This is a genomic window from Streptomyces sp. NPDC059785, assembly GCF_042732375.1.
GTDB lineage: Bacteria > Actinomycetota > Actinomycetes > Streptomycetales > Streptomycetaceae > Streptomyces.
On sequence record NZ_JBHWHV010000005.1, the window covers coordinates 196,188 to 222,454 of the forward strand.

23 protein-coding genes and 2 pseudogenes are annotated in these 26,267 nt (G+C 72.9%); 17 read left to right on the forward strand and 8 right to left on the reverse strand.

The annotated features are described in order from the left end of the window. Positions 1 to 82: 82 nt before the first annotated feature. The 6 genes from ACFV6E_RS05800 to ACFV6E_RS05825 all read left to right on the forward strand — a co-directional run bounded on the left by ACFV6E_RS05800 (position 83) and on the right by ACFV6E_RS05825 (position 7,160). Positions 83 to 1,759, forward strand: a complete 1,677-nt coding sequence (locus ACFV6E_RS05800; RefSeq protein WP_385459568.1) for a polyamine aminopropyltransferase — start codon at positions 83 to 85, stop codon at positions 1,757 to 1,759. 103 nt (positions 1,760 to 1,862) lie between these two features. Then, the gene (locus tag ACFV6E_RS05805; protein WP_385459570.1) at positions 1,863 to 2,828 is read left to right on the forward strand and encodes an SRPBCC domain-containing protein; all 966 of its coding nucleotides are present in this window, start codon (positions 1,863 to 1,865) and stop codon (positions 2,826 to 2,828) included. A gap of 67 nt (positions 2,829 to 2,895) precedes the next feature. Then, positions 2,896 to 3,684, forward strand: coding sequence for an aldose 1-epimerase (locus tag ACFV6E_RS05810; protein WP_385459572.1), 789 nt, complete (start codon positions 2,896 to 2,898; stop codon positions 3,682 to 3,684). 45 nt (positions 3,685 to 3,729) lie between these two features. Beyond that, positions 3,730 to 4,278, forward strand: coding sequence for an orotate phosphoribosyltransferase (gene pyrE, locus ACFV6E_RS05815; protein ID WP_385162140.1), 549 nt, complete (start codon positions 3,730 to 3,732; stop codon positions 4,276 to 4,278). Positions 4,279 to 4,463: 185 nt separating this feature from the next. Continuing rightward, the gene (fbaA, locus tag ACFV6E_RS05820) at positions 4,464 to 5,486 is read left to right on the forward strand and encodes a class II fructose-bisphosphate aldolase (RefSeq protein ID WP_385459574.1); all 1,023 of its coding nucleotides are present in this window, start codon (positions 4,464 to 4,466) and stop codon (positions 5,484 to 5,486) included. Positions 5,487 to 5,627: 141 nt separating this feature from the next. After that, positions 5,628 to 7,160, forward strand: a complete 1,533-nt coding sequence (locus ACFV6E_RS05825) for an MFS transporter (RefSeq protein ID WP_385459576.1) — start codon at positions 5,628 to 5,630, stop codon at positions 7,158 to 7,160. 250 nt (positions 7,161 to 7,410) lie between these two features. On the opposite strand, the gene ACFV6E_RS05830 is transcribed toward ACFV6E_RS05825, so the two are convergent. Together ACFV6E_RS05830 and ACFV6E_RS05835 are read right to left on the reverse strand one after the other, a co-directional pair. After that, positions 7,411 to 7,830, reverse strand: coding sequence for a DUF3151 domain-containing protein (locus tag ACFV6E_RS05830; RefSeq protein ID WP_385459578.1), 420 nt, complete (start codon positions 7,828 to 7,830; stop codon positions 7,411 to 7,413). A 55-nt stretch (positions 7,831 to 7,885) separates the two neighbouring features. Next, a complete protein-coding gene (locus tag ACFV6E_RS05835; protein ID WP_385459580.1) occupies positions 7,886 to 8,860 on the reverse strand; it encodes an Lrp/AsnC family transcriptional regulator in 975 nt (324 codons plus the stop codon). A 139-nt stretch (positions 8,861 to 8,999) separates the two neighbouring features. Here ACFV6E_RS05835 and ACFV6E_RS05840 point away from each other — a divergent pair, with 139 nt between their 5' ends. The 3 genes from ACFV6E_RS05840 (at position 9,000) to kynU (ending at position 12,732) form a co-directional block, all read left to right on the forward strand. After that, positions 9,000 to 10,586 (forward strand): MFS transporter, encoded by a 1,587-nt coding sequence (locus tag ACFV6E_RS05840; RefSeq protein WP_385459582.1) that lies wholly within the window; start codon positions 9,000 to 9,002, stop codon positions 10,584 to 10,586. 84 nt (positions 10,587 to 10,670) lie between these two features. Beyond that, positions 10,671 to 11,489, forward strand: coding sequence for a tryptophan 2,3-dioxygenase family protein (locus ACFV6E_RS05845; RefSeq protein WP_385459584.1), 819 nt, complete (start codon positions 10,671 to 10,673; stop codon positions 11,487 to 11,489). Beyond that, complete coding sequence (kynU, locus tag ACFV6E_RS05850; protein ID WP_385459586.1) at positions 11,482 to 12,732, forward strand: kynureninase; 1,251 nt, start codon at positions 11,482 to 11,484, stop codon at positions 12,730 to 12,732. The genes ACFV6E_RS05845 and kynU overlap by 8 nt, the downstream gene beginning before the upstream one ends. 24 nt (positions 12,733 to 12,756) lie before the next feature. Here the strand turns inward: kynU and ACFV6E_RS05855 are convergent, their stop codons facing one another. Continuing rightward, positions 12,757 to 13,488, reverse strand: coding sequence for a TetR/AcrR family transcriptional regulator (locus ACFV6E_RS05855; RefSeq protein ID WP_385459588.1), 732 nt, complete (start codon positions 13,486 to 13,488; stop codon positions 12,757 to 12,759). 341 nt (positions 13,489 to 13,829) lie between these two features. Here ACFV6E_RS05855 and ACFV6E_RS05860 point away from each other — a divergent pair, with 341 nt between their 5' ends. The 3 genes from ACFV6E_RS05860 (at position 13,830) to ACFV6E_RS05870 (ending at position 16,921) form a co-directional block, all read left to right on the forward strand. Beyond that, positions 13,830 to 14,768: an alpha/beta hydrolase gene (locus tag ACFV6E_RS05860; RefSeq protein WP_385459590.1), complete on the forward strand. Its 939-nt coding sequence runs from the start codon at positions 13,830 to 13,832 to the stop codon at positions 14,766 to 14,768. 93 nt (positions 14,769 to 14,861) lie between these two features. Next, the gene (locus ACFV6E_RS05865) at positions 14,862 to 16,262 is read left to right on the forward strand and encodes a sensor histidine kinase (protein ID WP_385459592.1); all 1,401 of its coding nucleotides are present in this window, start codon (positions 14,862 to 14,864) and stop codon (positions 16,260 to 16,262) included. Next, a complete protein-coding gene (locus tag ACFV6E_RS05870) occupies positions 16,259 to 16,921 on the forward strand; it encodes a response regulator (protein ID WP_385459594.1) in 663 nt (220 codons plus the stop codon). The genes ACFV6E_RS05865 and ACFV6E_RS05870 overlap by 4 nt, the downstream gene beginning before the upstream one ends. 38 nt (positions 16,922 to 16,959) lie before the next feature. On the opposite strand, the gene ACFV6E_RS05875 is transcribed toward ACFV6E_RS05870, so the two are convergent. Continuing rightward, complete coding sequence (locus ACFV6E_RS05875) at positions 16,960 to 17,379, reverse strand: ATP-binding protein (protein WP_385459596.1); 420 nt, start codon at positions 17,377 to 17,379, stop codon at positions 16,960 to 16,962. A 165-nt stretch (positions 17,380 to 17,544) separates the two neighbouring features. Between ACFV6E_RS05875 and ACFV6E_RS05880 the strand changes: the two genes are divergently transcribed. Genes ACFV6E_RS05880 through ACFV6E_RS05890 form a run of 3 tightly spaced genes read left to right on the forward strand, consistent with a single transcriptional unit; the run spans position 17,545 to position 19,853 of the window. After that, positions 17,545 to 18,396: a helix-turn-helix domain-containing protein gene (locus tag ACFV6E_RS05880; protein ID WP_385162203.1), complete on the forward strand. Its 852-nt coding sequence runs from the start codon at positions 17,545 to 17,547 to the stop codon at positions 18,394 to 18,396. A gap of 20 nt (positions 18,397 to 18,416) precedes the next feature. Then, complete coding sequence (locus tag ACFV6E_RS05885; protein WP_385162201.1) at positions 18,417 to 18,617, forward strand: DUF397 domain-containing protein; 201 nt, start codon at positions 18,417 to 18,419, stop codon at positions 18,615 to 18,617. 9 nt (positions 18,618 to 18,626) lie between these two features. Next, positions 18,627 to 19,853, forward strand: coding sequence for a cytochrome P450 (locus ACFV6E_RS05890; protein ID WP_385459598.1), 1,227 nt, complete (start codon positions 18,627 to 18,629; stop codon positions 19,851 to 19,853). Between the two features lie 29 nt (positions 19,854 to 19,882). Here the strand turns inward: ACFV6E_RS05890 and ACFV6E_RS05895 are convergent, their stop codons facing one another. Both ACFV6E_RS05895 and ACFV6E_RS05900 read right to left on the reverse strand, forming a co-directional pair. Continuing rightward, positions 19,883 to 21,508 carry an ABC transporter permease gene (locus ACFV6E_RS05895; protein ID WP_385459600.1) on the reverse strand — a complete coding sequence of 542 codons (1,626 nt, stop codon included), beginning with the start codon at positions 21,506 to 21,508 and terminating at the stop codon, positions 19,883 to 19,885. Continuing rightward, a complete protein-coding gene (locus ACFV6E_RS05900) occupies positions 21,505 to 22,443 on the reverse strand; it encodes an ATP-binding cassette domain-containing protein (protein WP_385459602.1) in 939 nt (312 codons plus the stop codon). Before ACFV6E_RS05900 ends, ACFV6E_RS05895 begins: the two co-directional genes overlap by 4 nt. 112 nt (positions 22,444 to 22,555) lie before the next feature. Here ACFV6E_RS05900 and ACFV6E_RS05905 point away from each other — a divergent pair, with 112 nt between their 5' ends. Beyond that, on the forward strand, positions 22,556 to 23,125 hold the full coding sequence (locus tag ACFV6E_RS05905) for a GbsR/MarR family transcriptional regulator (RefSeq protein ID WP_385459604.1): 570 nt from the start codon (positions 22,556 to 22,558) through the stop codon (positions 23,123 to 23,125). A gap of 60 nt (positions 23,126 to 23,185) precedes the next feature. Here the strand turns inward: ACFV6E_RS05905 and ACFV6E_RS05910 are convergent. Further along, positions 23,186 to 23,545 (reverse strand): annotated as a pseudogene (locus ACFV6E_RS05910) (diacylglycerol kinase); the annotation flags it as partial. A 672-nt stretch (positions 23,546 to 24,217) separates the two neighbouring features. After that, positions 24,218 to 24,652: pseudogene (locus ACFV6E_RS05915) on the reverse strand (diacylglycerol kinase family protein); the annotation flags it as partial. A gap of 188 nt (positions 24,653 to 24,840) precedes the next feature. On the opposite strand from ACFV6E_RS05915, the gene ACFV6E_RS05920 reads away from it, so the two are divergent. Next, positions 24,841 to 26,124, forward strand: coding sequence for an adenylosuccinate synthase (locus ACFV6E_RS05920; RefSeq protein WP_385162112.1), 1,284 nt, complete (start codon positions 24,841 to 24,843; stop codon positions 26,122 to 26,124). Positions 26,125 to 26,267 lie beyond the last annotated feature (143 nt).

A 26,267-nucleotide genomic window follows, 5' to 3' on the forward strand; every position in this document is an offset into this window, starting at 1 on the left:
CCTCCCCGGTGCCGTACACGTGCCCGCGATCCACACGTGTGGGTGACGTAGTGTGCTACGGGTGTGACGTAGCGTTCGCAGGGTGATCGAACCCCGCGCGCCCCTCACCGCTCCCGGTCGCGCGCGAGCGGACGGTCCGGCCGCTCCCGGCGCTCCGCCGTCCCGGGGCGGACCGGGGCCGGCGCGGCTGCCCGTCCGGCCCGGCACCGGCCGCTTCCTCGTTCTCGTCTGCGTCTTCGTCTGCGCCGCCTGCGGCCTCGTCTACGAACTCGAACTCCTCGCGCTCGCCGCGTACTTGATGGGCGACTCGGTCACCCAGTCCTCCGTCGTGCTGTCCGTGATGGTCTTCGCCATGGGTATCGGCTCGCTCGCGGCCAAGCGGCTGCGCTGCCGCGCCGCGGCCGGCTTCGGCGCCGTCGAGTCGGCCCTCGCGCTGATCGGCGGATGCAGCGCGATGGCGCTGTACGCGGTGTTCGCCTGGACCGGCGACTGGGGCGGCGTCTGGGCGAACGGATCACGCGCGCTGCTGGTCGGATTCTCCCTGGCCATCGGGTTGCTGATCGGCGCCGAGGTGCCCCTGCTGATGGAGCTGATCCAGCGCATCCGGCGGCAGGACGCGGGCGGCGCGGTGGCCGACCTGTTCGCCGCGGACTACGTCGGCGCGCTGGTCGGCGGCCTGGCCTTCCCGTTCCTGCTGCTGCCCCTGCTCGGCCAGCTCACCGGCGCGCTGCTCACCGGGACGGTCAACGCGATAGCGGGCGCGGCGCTGGTCCTCGGCCTGTTCCGGCGGGACCTGACCCGGCGCGCCCGCTGGCTGCTGGTCGTCGCCAACCTCCTCGTCCTCGCGCTGCTCGGCGGCGCCGCCGTCTTCGCCGGCGACTTCGAACGGGCCGCGCGGCAGGCCGTGTACGGGGAGGACGTGCGCGTCCCCCAGCAGACCGCCCTCCAGGAGATCGTCCTCACCGGCGGCACCCACGGCCGGCCCCTCCTCCTCTTCCTCGACGGCCGGCTCCGCTTCAGCAGCCGGGACGAGCGCGTCTACCACCGGGCCCTGGCCGGCCCCGCCATGAACGGGCGGCACGCGCGCGTGCTCGTGCTCGGCAGCGGCGACGGGCTCGCCGCGCGCGAGGTGCTGCGGTACCCCGGGGTGCGCCGGGTCGACGAGGTCGCCCTCGACCCGGCCGTCGTGGCACTGGCCCGCCGGGACCCCGCCCTGTCCGCCCTGAACCGGCACTCCTACGCCGACCCGCGCGTGCACGTCGTCACCGCCGACGCCTTCGACTGGCTGCGGCACACCCGCGGGACGTACGACGTGATCGTCTCGGACCTGCCCGACCCGGGCATCACCGCGAGCGCCAAGCTCTACTCGCAGGAGTTCTACGGCATGGCCCGCCGCGCCCTGGCCCCCGGCGGCCGGCTCGCGGTGCACGCGGGCCCGGTCTCCTCGCGGCCCCGCGTCTTCTGGACGGTCGACACCACGGTCCGGGCCGCCGGGCTGCGCACCCTGCCCTACCGGGTGAGCGGCCGCGACTCGGAGTTCGCGGCCGGACCCGACCGCGCCTCCGGCGCCTCCCGCACCCCCCGGGACTGGGGGTTCGTCCTCGCCGCGCGCAGCCGCCGGGCGCTGAGCAGCGCCTCCGGGTCCTGTCCGTGCGGGCCCTCCCGGCCTGCGCTCGCCGCCGACGCCCGGGACGCGGCGGCCACCCGGGTCACGGGCCTGCCGCCCTCCACGCTGGTCCGTCCGCGGTACGCCGACTGATACGCCTGCCGGTACGCCCGACCGAGTCGCCGCGGGCGCGGATCCCGGGGAATCCCGTCATACGCGGGTGCGGTTCCGGCGGGCCTGGGTAGGCTCGGCTGACATGGACCATGAGGTGTTCGTTCCGGTTCGGGCCGAGCGGCTGAGGGAGGCGCTGGCCGACCCCGCGCGGATCGCCCGGGCGATCCCCGGCCTCCAGCAGGACGCGGGTGGGGCACCCGTCTCCGGTCGCCTGAAGGTACGCGTCGGGAGCCACAGCATCACCTACCGCGGCGCGCTGGGGGTCACCGCCAAGGACGACGGTTCGTACGCCGTCGAGGGCGACGGCACGGAGTCCCGGGGCAGCGGTTCCGTCAAGCTCGCGCTCACCGTGCGGCTGCTGCCCGCGGACGGCGGGACCACGCTCGCCTTCGGCGGCGGCGCCACCGCGGACGGCCGGGTCGAGGAACTGCCGCCGGACGCGGTCCTCTCGGCGGCCACCCGGCTGCTGAACCGCTTCGCGGAGAACCTGGCGAGCGCGGCCGGGACGCAGGAAGCGGAGGCCGGGTCCGACGCCGACGCTGCCGACACCGATGCCGCCGGTGCCGGCTCCCCGGTGGGCCCCGGCGCCGACCTCGACGCCGTGCCCGAGCCCGCCGCTCCCTCCGTCTTCGAGACCGAGGTGCCGCCGTCGTCCCTCGACCCCCTCACGGAGGACGCGCTGAGCGGGCCGGGGGCGGAGGACGAGCCCGACGAGGAGGGCCTCGACCTGGACGACGAGGACGACGAAGTGCTCGGCGAGCTCGTGGACGGCGGGTTCGACGAGGGCGGACTCGACGCCGGGGACCTCGTGTCCGGCGGGCTCGGCGCGGTGGACGAACCGCCCGCCGAGGCGGCGCACGCCCGCCGCACGATGATCGGGCGCAGCGCGGAGGAGGTCGACCACGCGCCGCCGCGCGGCCGGTACGCGCCCGTGCCGGCGCCCGAGGCCGCGGGCACCAGCGCCACCCTGCGCTGGGCGGCGCCCGCCGCCGCGTTCGTACTGGCCTCCGCCATCGTCGTCAACCGCGTGCTGCGCAAGCGCCGCTGAGCGGACCGGTGCCCGCGCCCGCCGGGCGGGCGCGGCGCCGCCCTGACCGGCCCAGTAGGGTCGGTACGTGAGTAGCGAAGACATCACGCTGACCGCGGGCGACGCGGAGGTGACCGTCCAGCCGGGCAACGGCGGACGGGTGGGCGGACTGCGGATCGGCGGCGTCGAACTGCTGCGGCAGGGCGCGAAGTTCGGCTGCTTCCCGATGGTGCCCTGGTGCGGGCGGATCCGTGAGGGGCGGTTCCGCAACGGCGGCACCGTCCACGAGATGCCCCTCAACTCCCCGCCGCACGCCATCCACGGCACCACCCGGGACGGCGCCTGGCGCACCGCGCGGGCCGACGGCACCGAGGCCGTCATCACGTACGACCTGGTCGAACCCTGGCCGTACCCCGGCCGGGTCACGCAGGTCTTCACCCTCGGCGGGGACAGCCTCACGCTCACCACGGCCGTGGAGACGTACGAGTCGTCCTTTCCGGCGCAGATCGGCTGGCACCCGTGGTTCAACCGCAGCCTCGGCGGCGCGGACGTGGAGATCGACTTCGCGCCCGCCTGGCAGGAGGAGCGCGGGGACGACCACCTGCCGACCGGGCGGCGGACCGACCCGAAGCCCGGCCCGTGGGACGACTGCTTCGGGATGCCCGGCGGCGTCGACACCACCCTGACCTGGCCGGGGCAGTTGGAGCTGAAGGTCACCAGCCGCGAGGAGTGGGTCGTCGTGTACGACGAGCAGGAGGCCGCCGTCTGCGTGGAGCCGCAGACCGGTCCGCCCAACGGGCTCAACACCGCGCCCAGGCTGGTCACGCCCATCGAGCCGCTGGAAGCCACCATGACCTGGACCTGGCGACGCCTGTGAGGCGGGGGCGGAACCCGGCCGGGTCCCGCCCTTAAGCTGACTCGTATGAGTGACGTACGCGGCGCGCTGCTGCAACAGATCAAGGACAAGGCCGTGGTGCACGGCAAGGTGACCCTCTCCTCGGGGCTCGAGGCCGACTACTACGTAGACCTGCGCCGCGTCACCCTCGACGGGGAGGCCGCACCGCTGGTCGGACAGGTGCTGCTCGACCTCACCGCGGAGCTCGGCTTCGACGCCGTCGGCGGGCTCACCATGGGCGCCGACCCGGTGGCCGCCTCGATGCTGCACGCCGCCGCCGCGCGCGGGCAGCGGCTCGACGCCTTCGTGGTGCGCAAGGCCGCCAAGGCGCACGGGATGCAGCGCCGGGTCGAGGGTCCGGACATCGCCGGCCGCCGGGTCCTCGTCGTCGAGGACACCTCCACCACGGGCGGCTCCCCGCTGGCCGCCGTCGAGGCCGTGCGCGAGGCCGGTGCCGAGGTCGTCGGCGTCGCCACCATCGTGGACCGGGCGACGGGCGCGGCCGAGAAGATCGAGCAGGGCGCGGGGGTGCCGTACCTCTTCGCGTTCTCGAAGGACGAGCTCGGGCTCGACTGACGCGGCGCACACCTCTCACGAAGTCCGGCCCCGTTCGTCCACAGGCTCAGGGCCCGGTTGTCCACAGGCCGGACGCGCTGTCTGGAGCATCCGGCCAAGTCTGGAAAGATGGGGACGACGATGACGTCGCCCCCTAGGTCAGGGCCGTAAGCAACACGCCACCCGCACATACAAGGAGCGGACAGATGCCCATCGCAACCCCCGAGGTCTACGCCGAGATGCTCGACCGGGCGAAGGCAGGCAAGTTCGCCTACCCGGCCATCAACGTGACCTCGACCCAGACCCTGCACGCTGCGCTGCGCGGCTTCGCGGAGGCCGAGAGCGACGGCATCGTCCAGATCTCCACCGGCGGTGCCGAGTTCCTGGGCGGGCAGTACAAGAAGGACATGGTCAGCGGCGCGGTCGCGCTGGCCGAGTTCGCGCACATCGTCGCCGAGAAGTACCCGGTCAACATCGCGCTGCACACGGACCACTGCCCCAAGGACAAGCTCGACGGGTACGTGCGTCCGCTGATCGCGATCTCCGAGGAGCGCGTCGGCAAGGGGCAGAACCCGCTGTTCCAGTCCCACATGTGGGACGGCTCGGCCGAGACCCTCGACGACAACCTGCGGATCGCCCAGGAACTCCTGGAGAAGGCCCGCAAGGCGAACATCATCCTCGAGGTCGAGATCACCCCGACCGGCGGCGAGGAGGACGGCGTCTCGCACGAGATCAACGACTCCCTCTACACCACGGTCGACGACGCGATCCGCACCGCCGAGGCCCTGGGCCTGGGTGAAAAGGGCCGCTACCTGCTCGCCGCGTCGTTCGGCAACGTGCATGGTGTGTACAAGCCGGGCAACGTCGTCCTGCGCCCCGAGCTCCTCAAGGAGCTGAGCGAGGGCGTCGCCGCCAAGTTCGGCAAGGCGTCCCCGTTCGACTTCGTCTTCCACGGCGGCTCCGGCTCCACGGCCGAGGAGATCGCCACCGCGCTGGACAACGGCGTGGTGAAGATGAACCTGGACACGGACACGCAGTACGCGTTCACCCGCCCGATCGCGGACCACATGTTCCGCAACTACGACGGCGTCCTGAAGGTCGACGGCGAGGTCGGCAACAAGAAGACGTACGACCCGCGCACCTGGGGCAAGCTCGCCGAGGCGTCGATGGCCGAGCGCGTCACGGCGGCCTGCGGCCACCTGCGCTCGACGGGCACGAAGATCAAGTAAGCGCACCGCTCGCACCGGGACGGGCCCGGCATCCCCAGGAGACGCTGGGGATGCCGGGCCCGTTCTGTGCGGCAACCGTCGAAGGTGGCCTTCGGGCGGGCGGAGCTGGCCTCCGGGCCGTCGGCGCGGGATGATCCGCACATGCCAGCTCCCGCACCCGCACAGGAGTCGCCGGACACCACGCCCGGCGTCCGGATCGCCGAACCGCGGGGCCGGTGGGTCCTGTTCACCACGGTGCTCGGTTCGAGCATGGCCCTGCTGGACTCGACCGTCGTCAACGTCGCCCTGCCGCGCATCGGCCGCGACCTGGACAGCGACCTGACCGCGCTCCAGTGGACCGTCAACGCGTACATGCTGACGCTCGCGGGTCTGATCCTCATCGGCGGGGCGCTCGGCGACCGGTACGGACGCCGGAAGGTCTTCGTCCTCGGCGTGGTGTGGTTCGCGGTGGCCTCGCTGCTCTGCGGTCTCGCGCCCAACGCGGGCGTGCTGATCGCCGCGCGGGCCCTCCAGGGCGTCGGCGGCGCCCTGCTGACGCCCGGCTCGCTCGCGATCATCCAGGCGTCCTTCCACCCCGACGACCGGTCGAGAGCGGTCGGGCTCTGGTCCGGGTTCGGCGGTGTCGGCGCGGCCGTCGGCCCGTTCGTCGGCGGCTGGCTCGTGGACGGCCCCGGCTGGCGCTGGGTCTTCCTGCTGAACATCCCGCTGGCCGTGCTGTGCGTACCCGTCGCCCTGCGGCACGTGCCGGAATCGGGCGGCGGCGCCGTTCCGGGCGGGGGCGACACCACTGCGGGTGCTCGCGGGCACCGCCGCTTCGACGTGCTCGGCGCCGCGCTCGGCGCGCTCTGTCTGGCCCTGGTGACGTACGCGCTGATCGAGGCGCGCGGCGGCTCCCTCGTCGTCGCCCTCTGCGCGGTCGCCGGGGTCGCGGCCGGGATCGGCTTCGGGTACGTGGAGAAGCGGCGCGCGGATCCGATGCTGCCGCCCGGCATCTTCGCCTCCCGCCAGTTCACGGCGGTCAACCTGGTGACCCTGTGCGTCTACGCCGCCTTCGGCGGGTTCTTCTTCCTGGCCGGGCTCCAGCTTCAGGTCGTGGCCGGTTACTCACCGCTGGCCGCCGGTACGGCGCTGCTCCCGACGACCGTCCTGATGCTGCTGTTCTCCGCCCGCTCCGGCGACCTGGCCAAGCGCATCGGGCCGCGCATCCCGCTCACGGCGGGGCCGCTGCTGTGCGCGGGCGGCATGCTGCTGATGCTGCGCGTGGGCCCCGACGCCTCCTACGTGGCCGACGTCCTGCCCGCGCTCCTTGTCATGGGCTCGGGCATGGTCACCCTGGTCGCGCCGCTGACGGCCACCGTCCTGGCCTCCGTGGACGCCGCGCGGGCCGGTCTTGCCAGCGGTATCAACAACGCGGCGGCCCGGGTGGCCGGTCTCGTCGCGGTGGCCGCGCTGCCGCTGCTCACCGGCATGGGGCCGGAGGCGTACCGCTCGGCGGAGCAGTTCGACGACGCGTTCCGGCGGGCGATGCCGCTGTGCGCGGGGGTGCTGGTGATCGGGTCGGCGCTGGCCTTCGCGACGGTCCGCCGTCCGGCGGAGGGATGCCGGCGGCCGGAGTGCCGCACCCACGGCAACGTGTCGGCTCCGCCGTTGGAGGGGGAGCGGCGGGGGCGGTGAGCCGGGGGTACGGGGTCGGTGGGGCGGGTGCGGGTTCGTTGTGGTTCTTCGCGCAGTTCTCCGCGCCCCTGAGAGGGCGGTGAGTCGGGGGGTACGGGGTCGGTGGGGCGGGTGCGGGTTCGCTGTGGTTTTCCGCGCAGTTCCCCGCGCCCCTGAGCGGGCTGTGGGTCGGGTGCGGGTGCGTTGTGGCTGGTCGCGCCGTTCCCCGCGCCCCTTCAGGGCGCCCCCGTAGGGGCGCCCTGGCCGGGGGCTACCGGCGCAGTTCCGCGAACGCCTCTTCGCTGCTGTCCTTCAGGAATTGCAGGCAGCGTTCCGCCTCGTCCTTCTCGTCGATCGCCTCCGCGGCGCGGGCGAGGGCGGCGAGGCAGCGCAGGAAGCCGCGGTTGGCCCGGTGGTCCCACGGGACGGGTCCGTGGCCCTTCCAGCCGGCCCGGCGCAGCGCGTCCAGACCGCGGTGGTATCCGGTGCGGGCGTACGCGTACGACTCGACGACCCGTCCGGCCTCGAAGGCGTCGTCGGCGAGCATCGCCCAGGCGAGCGAGAACGTCGGGTACCGCGCGGCGACCTCCGCCGGCGGCAGCGACTCCTCGCCCAGCAGGCGGTACGCCTCTTCGTTCTCGGGCAGCCGGGTCGGTTCCGGGCCGCCCAGCAGGTTCTTGTGCGTCGTCATGAGTGCAGTCTGCCATCCGCCGCCCCGCCTCCCGCCGGGCGGCGGGGCACCCACGTCACGCCCCGTACGTGAGCTGCTTGACGTGTCTCAGTACCGGTGACGTCTCGGAGCGTACGACGCCGGGCAGTCCGCCGACGCCACGGGCCAGGTAGCGGAACAGCTCCGCGTTGTCCCGGGTGATGACGACGGCGACCAGGTCGCACGCCCCGCCCGCGACGGCCGCCACGAAGGCCACCTCAGGATGCGCGGCCAGGGCGTTGCCGACCTCCTCCAGGGCGCCGGGCGCGGCGGAGACCCACAGGACGGCCCGGGTGCCGTACCCGAAGCGGCCGACGTCGAATTCGAGGTCGATGAAGAACGCGCCGGACGACAGCAGCCGGGACAGCCTGCGCTTGAGCACCGGTTCCGTGCCGCCCGTCGCCCGCCGCAGCTCGGGGTAGGTGGCCCGGCCGTCCCGTTCGAGGACGCCGACGATCGGCTCGTCCTCGGCGGTGATGCGAGGCGGCTCCGCGGTGCCGGGCGGCTCCACCGGACCCCGCAGTTGCGCGGCCTGCCGGCCCGTCAGCGCCCGCGATTTGCTCAGCCATCCCACCGGACCGCCGAAGAACCGGTGCAGCACCTGATGGGCCCGGATCTCGACGATGCTGGGCGTCCGGGGCAACTTGCTGAGCAGCAGGTCCTCCTGCTCGCCCCGGGACCGGGCGCGCGTCACACAGACGACCTCGGTGCCTCCGGAGGCCAGCGCGATCCAGGCGGTGTCGGGCCGCCGGGCCAGCGCCCGCGCGATCACCTCAGCCGCGTCCGGCGCACAGCGGAGCTGAAGCATCCACTGGTCCTGCCCCAGCCGGATGCCGTCGCGCACCCCCACCACCCGCAGCGCCGCCTCGGCGCGCAGCCGGCGGTAGCGGCGGGCGACCGTCTGGTCCGAGACGTCCAGCACCTCCGCGATGCGGCTGAAGGGAGCGCGCCCCGCCACCTCCAGCGCGTGCAGCACCTTGAGGTCGAGCGCGTCGAATGTGTCGGATCCCATCCCCTGCGCCCTTCTGGGTGTCGGAAAACGAGGAACGACGGCCCGTGACCGGCGGGTCGGTGCCGTCCGCACCCATTCTGCGTGGCGTCCACCGGAACACGTAACCGGAACACGTAACCGCTGAGGGAGTTGGGTGTACATGGCCAAGTGGAGGCCGCTGATCGCGGTCTGTCTGGGGACGTTCATGCTGCTGCTGGACGTCACCATCGTCATCGTGGCGATGCCGGAGATCGCGGACGCGCTCGACGCGTCCCTCTCCGGACTGCAATGGGTGCTCGACATCTACGCGTTGACGCTCGCCGCCCTGCTGCTCGGCGCGGGCGTACTGGCCGACATCGTCGGCCGCCGCCGGGTCTACGCGGTCGGCACGGCACTCTTCGCCGCCGCGTCCCTCGCCTGCGGCCTCGCGGTGAACTCCACGACGCTCGTGCTGTTCCGCGGGCTCCAGGGGATCGGCGCCGCCGCCATGTTCGCCACCACGCTGTCGCTGCTCGGCGCGGCGTACCAGGGGCGGGACCGCTCGGTCGCGCTCGGCGTGTGGGGCGCGGTCAGCGGTGCCGCCGCCGCGTGCGGGCCGATCCTCGGCGGCGTCCTCACTCAGAGCGTGGGGTGGCGGTGGATCTTCTTCGTCAATCTGCCGGTGAGCGTCCTCGCCGTCTGGCTCACCCTGCGGACCGTCAGCGAGTCCAGGTCGCCGCGGGGCAAGCGGGTCGACTGGGCGGGTACGGCCGCCTTCGCTCTGTTCGCGGGCGGGACGACGTTCGCCGTGGTGCGGGCGGAGGCCGTCGGCTGGGGATCGGCTCAGACGGTGCTCGCCTTCGCGGTCGCGGCCGTGTCCCTGATCGCCTTCGTCGTGGTCGAGCGGCGGACGGCGCACCCCCTGCTGGACCTCTCGCTGTTCCGCCGCCCGGCCTTCGTGGGCGTGATGGTCGGCGCGCTGGCCCTGAACGCCGTGGCGTTCGGTGTGCTCCCGTACACCTCGATCTGGCTCCAGACCCTGCTGGGCATGAGCCCGATCCGCGGCGGTCTGGTGCTGATACCGCTCGCCGTCGCCGCCTTCGTCGCGGCGGCGCTGAGCGGCCGGCTGCTGCACGGGGCGTCCGCCCGGCTGACCATCGGCGGCGGACTGCTGCTCATCGGGGGCGGCACCCTGGGGCAGGCGGTGCTCGACGCGGACTCGTCGTGGCCCGCGCTCACGGCCGGGCTCGTCGTCTGCGGTTTCGGCGTGGGCCTGGTGAACCCGTCGGTGGCGGGCGCCGCCCTCGCCGCCGTCCCGGCCGAGAACGCCGGTATGGCGGGCGGCGCGGTCAACACCTTCCGCCAGCTCGGTTACGCCTTCGGCGTCGCCGTCTTCGGGACCGTCGCGACGGCCCGGATGGAACACAGCCTGCACGGCACCGCGGACCCGCACGGTGCCGCCCACGCGCTCGCGGGCGGCGGCGCCGAAGCGCTGCGCGGCGTCCTTCCCGCGCACCGGCTGCACAGCGCCTTCGCGGCCGGCCTGGACACCGCGAACGCCGTGGCGGGCGCCATCGGTCTCCTCGCGGCGGCCCTGGTCCTGATCCTCGTACGTACTCCCCGTACTCCCCGTACTCCCCGTACTGCCCGTACTGCCCGTACGCCTGGTACTCCCCGGCCCGTGCCCTCGGATCCGTCTTCGGCGCCGTCCTCGGCTCCGTCTTCGGCCGGAGATCGGGCGCGCCTTGAAGTTTCGGGAGAGCATTGATGAGGATGCATCCGGGGACCGGGGCCCCCGTGCCGGTAACGGCAGGGGCGGACCGCTACCCGGAGTACACAACAGGAGACAGCGATGCACGAGCCAGAGGCCCCGCATCTCGACTTCCGAGGGACGACGCCCTACGAGGACTACGTCCAGGCCGACGTCCTGACCCACCTCCAGCACACCCTCTCCGACGATCCAGGGGAAATGGTTTTCCTGGTGACCACCCAGGTCATGGAGTTGTGGTTCACGGTGATCGTCCACGAGTGGGAGACCGCGTCGCGGTCCCTGCGCGCGGGCGACGTACCGGCCGCGACCGCCGCGCTGAAGCGGTCGGTCCGCGAGCTGGAGGCGCTGAACGCCTCCTGGAAGCCGCTCGGCGGGCTGACACCCGCGCAGTTCAACTCCTACCGCGGCTCCCTCGGCGAGGGGTCCGGCTTCCAGTCCGCGATGTACCGGCGCATGGAGTTCCTGCTCGGCGAGAAGTCCGCGTCCATGCTGGCCCCGCACCGGGGCGCGCCGCGCGTCCACGACGAACTGGAGAAGGCGCTCCAGGAGCCCAGCCTGTACGACGAGGTGCTGCGGCTGCTCGCCCGGCGCGGGCACGCCGTACCGGACGCCGTGCTGCGGCGCGACGTCTCCCGCAAGTACGAGCCCTCGCCCGAGGTCGAGGCCGTCTGGACGGAGCTCTACTCCGGCGACGAGAGCGCGGACCTCGCCCGGCTCGGCGAGGTCCTGACCGACATAGCCGAGCTGGTCTGGCGCTGGCGCAACGATCATCTCGTCGCCACCCGGCGGGCCATGGGCGCGAAGACGGGCACCGGCGGCTCCGCCGGGGTGGCCTGGCTGGAGAAGCGGGCGCGGAGCAATGTCTTTCCCGAGCTGTGGACGGCGAGGTCCCATGTCTGACCGGCCGCCCGTACTGCTCAAGAAGGCCGAGGAGCTGGACGCGGATGACCGGCTCGGCGCGCTGCGCGACCGGTTCGTGCTCGACGACGTCGTCTACCTCGACGGGAACTCGCTGGGCGCGCTGCCCGCGCACGTGCCCGGCCGCGTGGCGGACGTCGTCGGAAGACAGTGGGGCGAGCTGCGGATCCGGTCCTGGGAGGAGAGCGGCTGGTGGACGGCGCCCGAGCGGATCGGCGACCGCATCGCCCCGCTGGTGGGCGCCGGACCAGGGCGGATCGTCGTCGGCGACTCGACCAGCGTCAACGTCTTCAAGGCGGTGGTGGGCGCGGTGCGGCTCGCCGAAGCCGATGGACGGGACGGCGGGAACCGCGGGAACGGTCCTGGGCGCGACGAGATCCTGGTCGACGCCTCGACGTTCCCCACGGACGGATACATCGCCGGCTCGGCGGCCCGGATGACGGGCTGCACCGTGCGGCCCGTGGCCCCGGGCGACGTACCCGCCGCCCTCGGCCCCCGTACCGCCGCGGTGCTGCTCAACCACGTCGACTACCGCACCGGCCGGCTGCACGACCTGGCAGGGCTGACCGCCGCCGTACACGCCGCGGGGGCGTACGTCGTGTGGGACCTCTGCCACAGCGCGGGCGCCCTGCCGGTCGGGCTCGACGCGCACGGGGTCGACCTCGCGGTGGGCTGCACGTACAAGTTCCTGAACGGGGGGCCGGGTTCGCCCGCGTACCTTTACGTGCGGTCCGGGCTCCAGGACCGCTTCGACTCTCCGCTGCCCGGCTGGAACTCGCACGCCGAACCCTTCGGCATGCGGGCGGAGTTCGAGGCGGCCCCGGGGGCTCTGCGCGGCCGGGTCGGCACGCCCGACATCCTTTCCATGCTCGCCCTGGACGCCGCCCTGGACGTGTGGGACGACGAGGCGGTCACCATCGAGGCGGTACGGGCCAAGTCCCTCGCCCTGACGGACTTCTTCCTGGAGTGCGTCACCGCGTACGTGCCCGGGGGCCGGGTGGAGTCCCTGACCCCGGCCGCGCACGCCGAACGGGGCAGCCAGGTCGCGCTGCGGTGCCCGGACGCGGGCGGCGTGATGCGGCGGCTCGTCGAGCGCGGCGTGGTCGGCGACTTCCGCCGCCCCGACGTGCTCCGCTTCGGGTTCACGCCGCTGTACACGGGGTTCGCGGACGCGGAGCGGGCGGCGCGGGTGCTGGGGGAGGTCCTGGGGGAGGCCCTGGGGTGACCCGGCCTCGGGGGCGGCGAGGTCTCAGGGGCGCTCGGTGATCGCGTACGCCCCCGCCGTGGCCGCGGCGACGGCGGCGCGTGCCGCGCGGTCCGCCGCGGCCCGGTCCGGGACCGTCCCGGTGGTGAGCAGCGCGTAGTAGAGGGGCGCCGACACCGCGCGTACGACCAGCGCGGGGTCGGTGTCCGGCGGCAGTTCGCCGCGCTCGACACCGCGCTCGACGCAGGGCACCCACTCCGCGACGCGTACGTCGTAGAAGCGGGCCAGCGCCTCGGCGGTGCGCGGGTCGCAGGTGGCCGCCGCGATGACCGCGCGGAACAGCGGGCCCTGCCGGTCGTCGGCCAGGGTCCGCCGGACCAGTTCGGCGTTGGCGCGCAGGTCGTCCAGTACGGAACCGGTGTCGGCGCGGGGCAGCGACTGCTCGGCCATGTCGACGAGCAGGTCCGCGACCAGGCCCGTCACGGTGCCCCACCGGCGGTACACCGTCGTCTTGCCGACCTCGGCCCGCCGGGCCACGTCCGCCAGGTCGAGCCGCGCGAAACCCTGCTCGGCCAGTATGTCCCCGGCCGCGCGCAGGACGGCGGCGCGCACCCGCGCGGTGCGGCCACCGGGGCGGACGGTGCCGGGCTCGGCGGAGGCGGAGGCCGCGGAGGCCGCGGCGGACGCGGGGGTCGCGGCGGACGCGGGGGTCGCGGCGGACGCGGGGGTCGCGGCGGACGCGGCGGGCTCGGCAGGCATGGAGGGCTCGGCGGGCATGGGGCCTCCGTGAGTTTCGGTCGGGCGGGTCGTCGGTCGCTTCGTTGTGGCGTGCGTCGGGTGGTCGGTCGCTTCGTTGTGTCGTGCGTCGTGCGTCGTGCGTCGTGCGTCGTGCGTCGGGTGGCCGGGTGGCCGGGTGGCCGGGTGGCCGGGTGGCCGGGTCAGCGTAACGAGACAGGGGAACCGTTTGCTCTTCACCGAGCGTGACAACCCCATGTCCGCCCACGTCACCCGCCTGATACCGTCCCGGCCAACGGCCGAATCACCATCAGGTGACCCCCCGGTCACCACCGGGCCGCGCACCGCCCAATTCCGTTTCGACGCTGAGAGGTTGTTGGAGCATGCCGGACGACGCCGCTCCCCGCGATGCCGCAGAACCGGGTGACGCGGACGCCCGCGACGCCGCCCGGGACACCCAGGAGGAGGCGTCGGCCTTCTCGCACCCGCCGGTCGACCCCGACGCCGTGGCCGCCTACGGCGACCATCCCGACCAGGTGATCGACTTCTACGCCCCGCGCGGCCCGGACGACCCGGCGGCGGCCCTGGCCCCGCTGGTCGTGATCCTGCACGGCGGCGCCTGGCGGACTCCGTACGACCGCCGCCACGTCACCCCGTTCGCCGACTTCCTGGCCCGGCGCGGCTTCGCCGTGGCCAATGTCGAGTACCGGCGGGGCGGCGCGGGCGGCACCGTCCCCGCGCAGGGCGGCAAGGGCCCGGTCGCGGGCCGCTGGCCGGAGACCTTGGACGACGTCGCCGCCGCGCTCGACGCCCTGCCCGCGCTGGTACGGGAGGCGCTGCCGCAGGCGGATCCGCGGCGCACGGTGCTCACCGGGCACTCCGCGGGCGGCCACCTGGCGCTGTGGGCCGCGGCCCGCCACCTGCTGCCGGCCGACGCCCCCTGGCGCACCGACGGGCCCGCCCCGCTGCGCGGTGTGGTGGCCCTCGCGCCCCTCGCGGACTTCGGCGTCGCGGAGAAACTGGACGTCTGCTCCGGGGCCGCCGTCCAGTTCCTCGGCGGCGCGGCGACGTTCGCGGAGCGCCGGGCGTACGCCGACCCCGCCCTCCTCGTGCCGACCGGCATCGCCACCACCCTGGTCCAGGGCCGCGGCGACGTCGTCGTCCCGCAGGCGGTCGCCGAGTCCTACGCGGACGCGGCGGCGCGGGCCGGCGAGGTGGTCGGCCTGACGCTGCTGGAGGACGTCGGCCACTTCCCCCTGATCGACCCGGCGGCCGACGCGTGCGCGGTGGTGGCGGAGGAGATCGGGCAACTGGCCTGGTGACGGCGGCGGGGCCCGTAGTACTTGAGGGGGAGCCGGAAGGATGCTTCTCACTGGTGACGACGGGGTGGTGGGCCTCCGCCTACCTTGGGAAACGTGACCGAGACGACCACGCAGATGCCGACGAACACGCAGCCGGGGGACCGGGAGGGCAGAGCGCGCAGCCCGGAGTTCCGGATGGCCGCGGACGCCTGGCGCGGACTGCGACGCGAGCTGCTGGACGACGCCTTCGCCTATGACCCGCTCCCGCGCATGCGCGTGGACGGCAGGCTGACCAGGCGGCTGTCCCCGCGCCTGCGGCGGTACGCGGCATGGATACCGCACGGTGCGGTGGTGGGTGTCGGCCTGCTGGTGATGGGCATCGGAGCGTCCTCCCCTCAGGACGGCTTCTTCACGCAGCTCAGCGGGCTGCTCGCCCTGGTACCGGTCCTGCTGACGCTGCTGCGGCCCATCGGCGCCTTCTGGGTCTCCATGGCGGCCACCCCTCTCACCGCGTGGATGACGTGGAACGACCATTGGGCCGACTGGCCGTGGCGGCCGGGCAGCTTCGCCTGCCACCTGGCCGTGCTGGTCATCGTGGCCCTGCGGACCAGCCCCCGCACGGCGGCGTGGATGTGGGGGCTGACAGGGGCCTACGGCATAGGCGCGGTGGCCCTGTTCAGCGACGACCACTACAGCTTCGACACCGCGCCCATGCTCATCGTCTCGGCGCTGGCCCTGCTGATCGTGGCGGTCCGGCACATACGTCGCACCGCCGAACGGGAGGTGACCGCGCAGCAGACGGTCACGGAGCACGAGCGCTCCAGGCGGACCCTGCTGGAGGAGCGCACGACCATCGCCCGCGAGCTGCACGACGTGGTCGCGCACCACATGTCGGTGGTCTGCATCCAGGCGGAGGCCGCGCCCTACCGGGTGGAGAACCCGCCGGAGGAGCTGGCACGCGCCTTCGCGACGATCAGGGAGAACGCGGTGGCGGCCCTGACGGAGCTGCGCCGCGTGCTCGGTGTGGTCCGCGCCGAGGACTACGAGGCCCCGGACGCCCCGCAGCCGACCCTGGGCGACCTGGACGGGCTGCTGGCCAATGTGCGCGAGGCGGGCCTGAGCGTCGACAAGGTGCTGACCGGCGCGGTGCGGGAGCTGCCGCCCGGGGTGGAGCTGTCGGCGTACCGCATCGTGCAGGAGGCGCTGAGCAACACGCTGCGGCACGCGCCGGGCGCGGACGCCCGGGTCGAGGTCTCCTACGTCCTCGGCGGTCTGGGCCTGCGCATAGTCAACGGCCCGGTGCCGGCGACGTCCCTGGTCAAGCCCTCACCCGGCGCGGGACACGGCATCACGGGCATGCGGGAGCGGGTGTCGATGCTGGACGGCGAGATGACGGCGGGAGCGGTGGAGGACGGGGGTTACGAGGTGGCGGTGTACTTGCCGGTGCCGCTGGTACCGCCCGTGCCGCCGACGAGCGAGGACGGGGACGGGGACGGGGACGGGGACGGATCATGACCATCCGGGTCCTTATCGCGGACGACCAGATGATGGTGCGCGAGGGCTTCTCGGTGCTGTTGAACGCGATGTCCGGCATCGAGGTCGTCGGCGAGGCGGTCAACGGCCGGGACGCGGTCACGAAGGTGCGGGAGCTGGCCCCGGACGTCGTCCTGATGGACATCCGCATGCCGGAGATGAACGGCATCGAGGCGACGCGGGAGATCGTCGCGATGGGCGGTGACTCGAAGGTGCTGGTGCTGACCACCTTCGACCTGGACGAGTACGTGTATCAGGCGCTGCGCGCGGGCGCGTCCGGCTTCCTGCTGAAGGACGCCTCCGCCCGTCAACTCGCTGACGGGGTCCGGGTGGTGGCGGCGGGGGAAGCGCTGCTGGCCCCCTCGGTCACGAAGCGGCTGATCACGACGTTCTCCGGGATGGCGGAGACCCCGCGGCTGATGCCCTCGCAGGAGGCGTACGGCGAGCTGACCGACCGGGAGACGGAGGTCCTGGTGCTGATCGCCCAGGGCCTGTCGAACGCGGAGATAGCGAGCCGGCTGGTCGTCGCCGAGTCCACCATCAAGACCCACGTGAGCCGCATCCTGGTCAAGCTGGGCCTGCGCGACCGCACGCAGGCGGCGGTGTTCGCGTACGAGGCGAGACTGGTGACGCCGGGCTGAGGCCACGGGACACGCGCCAAATGCCGCGTGTCCGCGCCTCAGGCGGCGGCCAGCTCGCACCACACGTACTTCCCCCGGCTCCCGTCCCGCCACTGGGGTTGCCACCCCCAGAGGTCGGCGCAGGCCCGCACGAGCGCGAGCCCCCGCCCTTCCTCGGCCTCGGCGGTCGGCATCAGGTACTTGGGCGACGCGGGCGGCGGCTCGGGATCGGCGTCCCAGGCCCCGAGCCGCAGGGTTCCGGGCGGCGCCCAGCACACGCCGAGGGCGGAGGGCCCCTTGGTATGCCGCACGGCATTGGACACCAACTCGGCTGCTAGCAGCTCCGCTACGTCCACGAGGCGGATCAGTCCGTGCACGGTGAGGATGAGGCGGAGGGTACGGCGGCTGACGGTGACGGCACGGAGGTCGTTGGGGATGAGGAGGGTGTACTCCCAGGGGGCGCTGGCGATTTCGGGCATGGGGAAGCTCCTGATCGGTGAGGGGACGGCTCGATACACGCTGCTGCCACAGCGTGCCTGGCACATCACCGACGGTAGGCATAAATTTATTACGCCGCAAGCGGCTGCCGTAATGTGGCACCCGAACGAGGCATGACCGTACGGCCGTTGAAAGCAGGGAAGCGCATGCCGCCGAGGAGTCACCCCACGGCCCGACAGGCACGCCTGGGGACCGAACTGCGCAGACTGCGTGAGGCGGCCGGCCTGAAGGCTCGGGAGGTGGCGGCCTTCCTGAACTCGACCTCGACCCAGATGAGCCAGATGGAGGCAGGCATCGCTGGGGTCAGCCCGGAGCGCATCCGCCGCCTCGCGGCGCACTACGCCTGCACGGACGAGGCGTTGATCGACGCGTTGACGGCCATGGCTGCTGAGCGCGGCCACGGCTGGTGGGACAAGTACCGCGGGATACTGCCGCAAATCAACATGGACCTGGCGGAGGCGGAGCATCACGCGATCTCGCTACGGGAAGTCGCCATCACCTATATCCCCGGCCTCCTTCAGACCCCGGACTACGCCCGAGCTGTGTTCAGGTACATGCGTCCGGAGTTGCCGGAGAACGAGTTGGACCTGCGCGTCGAGCATCGAATGAAACGGCGCGTGGTCATCGAAGGTGACAGTCCGACTCCCTATGAGGCGGTCATTCACGAGTTCGCCCTGCGTGTACGCGTCGCCGAACGCCGGGACTCACGTGGGCAACTGGGTCGGGTCCTGGACATGATCGAGCAAGGACGGGTCACTGTCCGGGTCATCCCGATCGACCTCGACGGCTTCGCCGGAGCCGACGGCACAATGATGTACATGGCGTATCCCGTTCCTCGGCTGGACACCGGGCTGCGAGACGCTCCCACGGGCACCGTCCTTATCGACGGGGAACCACAACTGAAGCGTCTGCGAGCCCTTTTTGACAAGGTGAAGAGTGCGTCCTTGGCCCCCGATGCGTCGCGGGACTTCGTTCGCCGACTGGCAAAGGAGCTGTGATCCGCGTGGTACACCAGGAAATGAACTGGCGAAAGTCGACCTATTCAGGCGGCGGTGAGGGCAACAACTGCCTGGAGATCGCGGACCTCCCGCCCCGAATAGCCATCCGTGACTCCAAGAACCCCGCTCACGGCACCCTCCTCTTCCCCCGCGGCGCGTTCACCGCCCTCCTGGAGTTCGTCAGGGGAACCCCCTGTTCACAGGTGGGCCGACCGCGTTAGCGTCCCCGCATGTCAGCAACCGGGCGTCGTGTCGAGGGCGTCTTCGATCCGTGGGACCCGGCGTTCGTCGCCGATCCCTACCCCGCGTTCGCGGAGCTGCGGGCGCTGGGGCGCGTGCACTACTACGAGCCCAGTAATCAGTGGCTCGTGCCACACCACGCGGACGTGGCCGCGCTGCTGCGCGACCGCCGGCTCGGCCGTACCTACACGCACCGGTTCACGCACGAGGACTTCGGGCGCACCGCGCCGCCGCCCGAGCACGAGCCGTTCCACGTGCTCAACGATCACGGGATGCTCGATCTGGAGCCGCCGGACCACACCCGGATCCGGCGGCTGGTGTCGAAGGCGTTCACGCCGAGGACGGTCGAGCGACTGCGGCCGTACGTGCACCAGTTGGCCTCGGAACTGGTCGCCGACCTCGTGGCGGCAGGCGGCGGTGACCTGCTGACCGACGTCGCCGAGCCGCTGCCCGTCGCCGTGATCGCCGAGATGCTGGGCATCCCGGAGTCCGAGCGGGCGCCGCTGCGGCCCTGGTCGGCGGACATCTGCGGGATGTACGAACTGAATCCGTCGGAGGAGACGGCGGCCAGGGCGGTGCGGGCCTCGGTCGAGTTCACCGAGTACCTGCGCGAGCTGATCGCCGCGCGGCGCAAGGAGCCCGGTGACGACCTGGTCTCCGGGCTCATCGCCGCGCACGACGAGGGCGACCGGCTCACCGAGCAGGAGATGATCTCCACCTGCGTGCTGCTGCTGAACGCCGGGCACGAGGCGACGGTCAACGCGACAGTCAACGGGTGGTGGGCGCTGTTCCGGAACCCCGATCAGCTCGCCGCCCTGCGCGCGGACCGCGCCCTCGTGCCCACCGCCGTGGAGGAGCTGATGCGGTACGACACCCCGCTCCAGCTCTTCGAGCGCTGGGTGCTGGAGGACATCGAGATCGACGGGACCGCGATTCCCCGCGGGTCCGAGATCGCCATGCTCTTCGGGGCCGCCAATCACGATCCCGCCGTCTTCGCCGATCCCGAGAAGCTGGACCTCTCCCGCCGGGAGAATCCGCACATCTCCTTCAGCGCGGGGATTCATTACTGCATCGGTGCGCCCCTGGCGCGGATCGAACTGGCCGCCTCCCTGACCGCGCTGCTCGACCTGGCCCCGGGGCTGCACCTCGCCGCCACCCCCGAGCGCAGGCCCAACTTCGTGATGCGGGGACTGAAGGAGCTGCGGGTCGCGGTCTGAGCGGCGGCGGGGCGGCGGGGCAGCTCTGATCACGTCGTGGTCATGTCCCGCCGCCTGAGCCCGGCCAGACCCAGCACCGTGAGGGCGACGGCGACCGCCGTCAGGGCAAGCACCGGCGGCCAGTTCATGTCGCCGCCCGGCAGCTTCGGCAGGTGGGTGAAGGGCGAGACGTCCAGGACCGCCTGCGGGGCATCGAGGGCGGGGCCGATCCAGCCGAGGACGAGGGCCGCGCCCGCCGCTGCCCACGCGGCCGGGGCCAGTTGGGGCGACAGGCCGTGCAGCAGGACCGCGAGGGCGGCGATCAGCCAGATCGCGGGGAGCTGGACCAGACACCCGGCGAGCACGGACCCGAAGGCGTCACCGTGACCGTAGCCCGCGCCCAGCCCCAGACCGCCGAGAAGCATCAGCAGGGCGGAACCCGCGAAGGCGACGACCAGGTGCCCCGCGGCCCAGCGCAGCCGGCCGACCGCGTTCGCCAGGACCGGTTCGGCCCGGCCCGAGGTCTCCTCGCCGTGCAGCCGCTCCACCGACGCCACGGCGTACAGCGCGGCGACCATGCCGAGCATGCCGGTCATCGTGGCGAGGAAGGCGTCCGTGATACCGCTCTGGCCGCCCATGCGCTCGATCATCTCCCGGGTCCGTTCGTTGTCGCCGACGAGGTCGGCCGCCCCCTTGGTGATGGCGCCGAAGGCGGCGCCCGCGGCGAGGAAACCGAGGCCCCAGCCGAACACGCCGCCGCGCTGGAGCCGCCAGGCCAGTCCGGCGGCCGTGCGGATCCGGCCCTCGGCGGGGCCCGGTCGGGTCGGCAGGAAGCTCATGCCGAGGTCGCGGCGGCCGGCCAGTTCGTAGGCGGCCAGGCCCTGGAGCGCGGCGGCGGCCAGGAACAGCAGCAGTACCCACCAGCGTTCGTCCGCGAACGCCCGTACGTTCTCCAGCCAGCCGAGCGGCGACAGCCAGGTCAGCACCGAGGAACCGTCGTCGGTCGCCGCGTCGCCCGCCGCCCGCAGGACGAACGCCGCGCCGAGCAGCCCGCCCGTCAGCCCCTTCGCCAGCCGCGCGCTCTCCGTGAACTGGGCGGCGATCGCGGCCATCGTCGCGAAGACCATGCCCGCGCCTCCGATGGCCAGGCCGAACGCCAGGGCACCCGGCGCGCCCTGGCCCGCGAGGCCCACCGCGATCAGCAGCGCCAGCGCCGCGTTCGCGGTGAACGCCGTGAGCAGCGCGGCCGTCAGCGGCGCGCGCCGCCCCACCATCGCCGAGGAGACCAGTTCCTGACGGCCGCCCTCCTCCTCGTCCCGGGTGTGCCGGACGACGATCAGCAGGCTCATGACGCCGGCGAAGACGCCCCCGTACACGCCGAAGCGCCAGGCGACGAGGGTGCCGAGCGAGTCGCCGAAGACCGGCCCGTACGTGGCGCGCAGTGAGCTGTTGGCCAGCATCTGCCGGGCGACCTGGGCCCGGTCGGCGGGGGTGGCGTAGACGCTCTCCAGCGCGTTCGGCATGGAGAGCACCGTCAGGCCGATGAGCAGCACCCACAGCGGGATCACCAGCCGGTCCCGGCGCAGCGCGAACCGCAGCAGGGCGCCGGTCCCGGCGAGCGGACGGGACCTGCCGTGCCGGGCGACGGGCGGGACGCGGGCGGCCACGGCGGTCATCGCGCCATCGCCCCCTTCGCGTTCCCGGCCCGCTCCGCGCCGGGGGCGCGCAGGTCGTCCTGGTAGTGCCGCAGGAACAGCTCCTCCAGCGTGGGCGGCGTCGACGTCAGCGACCGCACGCCCGCGTCGGTCAGCGCCCTCAGTACGGCGTCCAGCTTGTCGGTGTCGACCTGGAGCCGGGCCCGCGTGCCGTGCACCTCGGCGCCGTGGACGCCGGGCAGCTCGGCGAGCCCGGCCGCCGGGCGCGCCAGCTCGGCGGAGACGGCGGTACGGGTCAGATGGCGCAGGTCGGCGAGGGAACCGCTCTCCACGGTGACGCCCTTGCGGATGATGCTGACCCGGTCGCACAGCTCCTCCACCTCGCTCAGGATGTGCGAGGACAGCAGGATCGTCCGGCCCCGGTCGCGCTCCTCGGCCACGCACCGCTGGAAGACCTCCTCCATCAGCGGGTCGAGCCCCGAGGTCGGCTCGTCCAGGATCAGCAGGTCGACGTCCGAGGCGAAGGCGGCGACGAGGGCGACCTTCTGGCGGTTGCCCTTGGAGTACGTACGCCCCTTCTTCGTCGGGTCCAGCTCGAAGCGTTCGGTCAGCTCCGCGCGGCGCGCCCGGTCGAGGCCGCCGCGCAGTCTGCCGAGCAGGTCGATGACCTCGCCGCCGGACAGGTTGCGCCACAGGGTGACGTCGCCGGGGACGTACGCGACCCGGCGGTGCAGCTCCACCGCGTCGGCCCAGGGATCGCGGCCGAGCACCTGCGCGGCGCCCGAGTCGGCGCGCAGCAGGCCGAGCAGGACGCGGATGGTGGTGGACTTCCCGGCGCCGTTCGGGCCCAGGAAACCGTGGACTTCACCGGCCTCGACGGTCAGGTCGAGGCCGTCCAGCGCGTGCGTCCTGCCGAACGACTTGTGCAGTCCGGAGACGGTGATTGCCTTCGTCATGGTTTCGAGCGTACGCATCTTTCAGAAACTTGTGAAGGTTAGGAAGTTGATAAAGCATCGTTAGACTCGGGAGGGTGAACACGTGCGAGGTGCCGGTGGAAAGGACGCAGACATGACGGACGGGACGTTTCGCCGGGACCCCGAGTCCGTCTCGCAGTTCGTGGAGAACTTCGCGGCACAGCTCGTCCAGGCCGGTATGCAGCGGATGCCGGCCCGTGTCTTCGCGGCGCTGCTCGCCTCCGACTCCGGCGCCCTGACCTCCGCCGAACTCGGCGAACGGCTCAAGGTCAGCCCGGCCGCCGTCTCCGGCGCGGTGCGCTACCTCGCGCAGCAGCGGATGGTGTCGCGTGAGCGCGAACCCGGCTCACGGCGCGAGCGCTACCGCGTGCACGGCGACCAGTGGTACGAGACGCTGACCAACCGCGAGGGCGTGCTCCAGCTCTGGGAGCGGGCGCTGCGGGACGGCGTCACCAGCCTCGGCCCCGAGACCCCGGCGGGCCGCCGCCTCGCGGAGACCCTCGCCTTCTTCGAGTTCGTGGAGGGCGAGATCGCGGCGATGATGGAACGCTGGCGTGTCCACCGCCGGACGCTCGTGGCCGGCCGGCCGGGCCCGGGAGAACTGGTGGGCTCGAGCCCGAAGGCTGAGTCCGAGTCCGAGTCCGCGTCCGAGCCTAAGGGCTGAGGTCTCGCGTCCGAGCCCGAGGGCTGAGGTTCCGAGTCCGGACGTGACGCGAAGCCCCACTCACCCCGGCAGTGTGAGCCCCCAGGCCCCTTCCCGCACCGTCCACGTCCGGGTCCGTACCGGCCCCGCGATCTCCGTGTCCGCGCGGTAGCGGAAGTCCGTGCCCGAGACGGTGACGCGCCGGCCGACCGCCCGCAGGGGCGCGGCCTCGGCGCCCACGGACAGCCGCCGGACCTCCACCTCGGCCGTCCCTCCGGAACAGGGCGTCACCGACAGCGCCGCCACGGGCTGGTCGAGATCGACGAGCATCACGCCGTCGACCTCGATCCGCAGCCGGGCCGGGGGCGGGGGCGGCGGGGCCGACCGCGCGGGGCGCGCGGCGAGCGTACGGACCAGCGACTGGCAGGTACGCAGCCAGTGGTGTGCCGAGGACACCTGCGGGGAGGAGGGGGAGGAGCTGGGGGTGCCGGGGGTGCCGGGGGAGTCCAATGTGCCCGGGGAGTCCAAGGTGCCGGAAGGGCCGGGAGAGCCCGGGGCGCCCGAGGCCGACGGGGTGCCGGCCGACGTGGAGGCACCACTCGAAGACGACGGCCCGCCCGACGACTCCGGCGACGACGCGGACGCCTCACCTGACGCCCCGGCCGTGGACCCACCCGACGCCCCGGACCCCGCGGTCGAAGCCCCCGACGGAGACCCTGCGGTCGAGGCCCCCGACGGAGCCCCTGTGGTCGAGGCCCCCGACGGAGCCCCTGTGGTCGAAGCCCCCGACGGAGCCCCCGCGGTCGAAGCCCCCGACGCGGCCCCCCAAGCGACTCCGGACCCGGCCCCCGCCCCGCCCTCCGACGCGGACCCCGCAGCCCCCGCCGGTGAAGGCCCGGCTCCGGTCGGTGAAGGCCCGGCTCCGGCCGGTGAAGCCCCACCCCCCGCCGCTGAAGGCCCGGCCCCCGCCGATGACGTCCCGGCCCCCGCCGGTGAAGCCCCACCCCCCGCCGCCAGCCGCCCCCGCAGCACGGCGCCCGCTGTCCGTCCGCGTGCGCGGGCGGACAGCGGGAACCGGCCCCGCGTTCCGGTACCGCCGGGCGTCTCCGTCGGCAGCGGCGGGATCGTCAGGCCGCCGAGGACCACGCCGTCGCTGTCGTCCACCAGCAGGTCGAGGCGCCGCTCGGTGCCGTCGAGGACCGTGCGCGCCGCCGCCACGGCGCCCGTCGGCACGCCGAGCGCGCGGGCGAGCGACAGCGTGCCGCCGACGGGCACCCAGGAGAGCACGCAACCGGCGATTTCCCGCCGCCGGTGCAACAGGGTCACGGCCCGCAGCAGGGCCCGGTCGTCGCCGATGACGACCGGCCGCCGGGCACCCCTGCGGTCCAGTGCACGGGCGAATTCCTCGGGCCCCTCAGGGAGGCACACCTTGGTGACCGCACCCGCGCTGAGCACGTCTTTCGCGATCCGTACCGACTCCCCGTCGCTGCGACGCGCGACCGGGTCGATGACCACCAGGAGCTGGTCGGAAGCCGCCACCTCGGTCATGCCTCGCTTCCTCGGGTAGCATCTTTGTGCAAGAGCCCCTTGCGCTATTGCGCCAGGGGCTTCGTCTATTCCGGGGCATCCGGTCCGACGGTCGCGGCCAATGAAGGTCGCCGGTGCACACGGTCGCGAAACGCGGCCGTGTACGTCCCCGACCTTGGACATGCCCCGCCCGGAAGGGGTGTACGCCTGTGCCCGCACTTGTGCTGCTCGGTGCTCAGTGGGGTGACGAAGGCAAGGGGAAGGCCACCGACCTGCTCGGTGGATCCGTGGACTACGTGGTGCGCTACCAGGGCGGCAACAACGCCGGCCATACGGTGGTCGTGGGCGATCAGAAGTACGCCCTGCACCTCCTCCCTTCCGGAATCCTCACGCCTGAGTGCACGCCGGTGATCGGCAACGGAGTCGTCGTCGACCCGTCGGTCCTGTTCTCCGAGCTGAACGGACTGAACGAGCGGGGCGTCGACACCTCCAAGCTCCTGATCAGCGGCAACGCTCACATCATCACGCCGTACAACGTCACCGTCGACAAGGTGACGGAACGCTTCCTCGGCAAGCGGAAGATCGGCACCACCGGGCGCGGCATCGGCCCGACCTACGCGGACAAGATCAACCGCGTCGGCATCCGCATCCAGGACCTCTACGACGAGTCGATCCTGACGCAGAAGGTCGAGGCGGCCCTCGACGGCAAGAACCAGCTGCTCACCAAGGTCTACAACCGCCGCGCCATCGAGGTGGGCCAGGTCGTCGAGGAGCTGCTGACCTACGCGGACCGGCTGAAGCCGTACGTCGCGGACACCGCGCTGATCCTGAACCAGGCGCTGGACGACGACAAGGTGGTCCTCTTCGAGGGCGGCCAGGGCACCCTGCTCGACATCGACCACGGCACGTATCCCTTCGTGACGTCGTCCAACCCGACCGCGGGCGGCGCCTGCACGGGCGCCGGTGTCGGCCCGACGAAGATCAGCCGCGTGATCGGCATCCTGAAGGCGTACACGACCCGCGTCGGCGCGGGCCCGTTCCCGACGGAGCTGTTCGACGAGGACGGCGAGGCGCTGCGCCGCATCGGCGGCGAGCGCGGTGTGACCACCGGCCGTGACCGGCGCTGCGGCTGGTTCGACGCCGTCATCGCCCGCTACGCGACCCGCGTGAACGGCCTGACGGACTTCTTCCTCACCAAGCTGGACGTGCTGACCGGCTGGGAGCAGATCCCGGTCTGCGTCGCGTACGAGATCGACGGCAAGCGGGTCGAGGAACTGCCGTACTCGCAGACCGACTTCCACCACGCGAAGCCCGTCTACGAGACGCTGCCCGGCTGGTCCGAGGACATCACCAAGGCCAAGACCTTCGAGGACCTGCCGAAGAACGCCCAGGCGTACGTCAAGGCGCTCGAGGAGATGTCCGGCGCGCCGATCTCGGCGATCGGCGTCGGTCCGGGCCGCGACGAGACGATCGAGATCAACTCGTTCATCTAGGCATTCAGGCATTGCGAGCCGATGAAGGGGCGGGTGCCCGGCCGGGCCCCCCCCCCCTCTCCCGTGCCGCCCCGCCCGCACCGGAAGCGCGGGGGCGTTTACACAAAAACCAGCCCCCCCGACCGGGGGTCAAAGCGTATGGC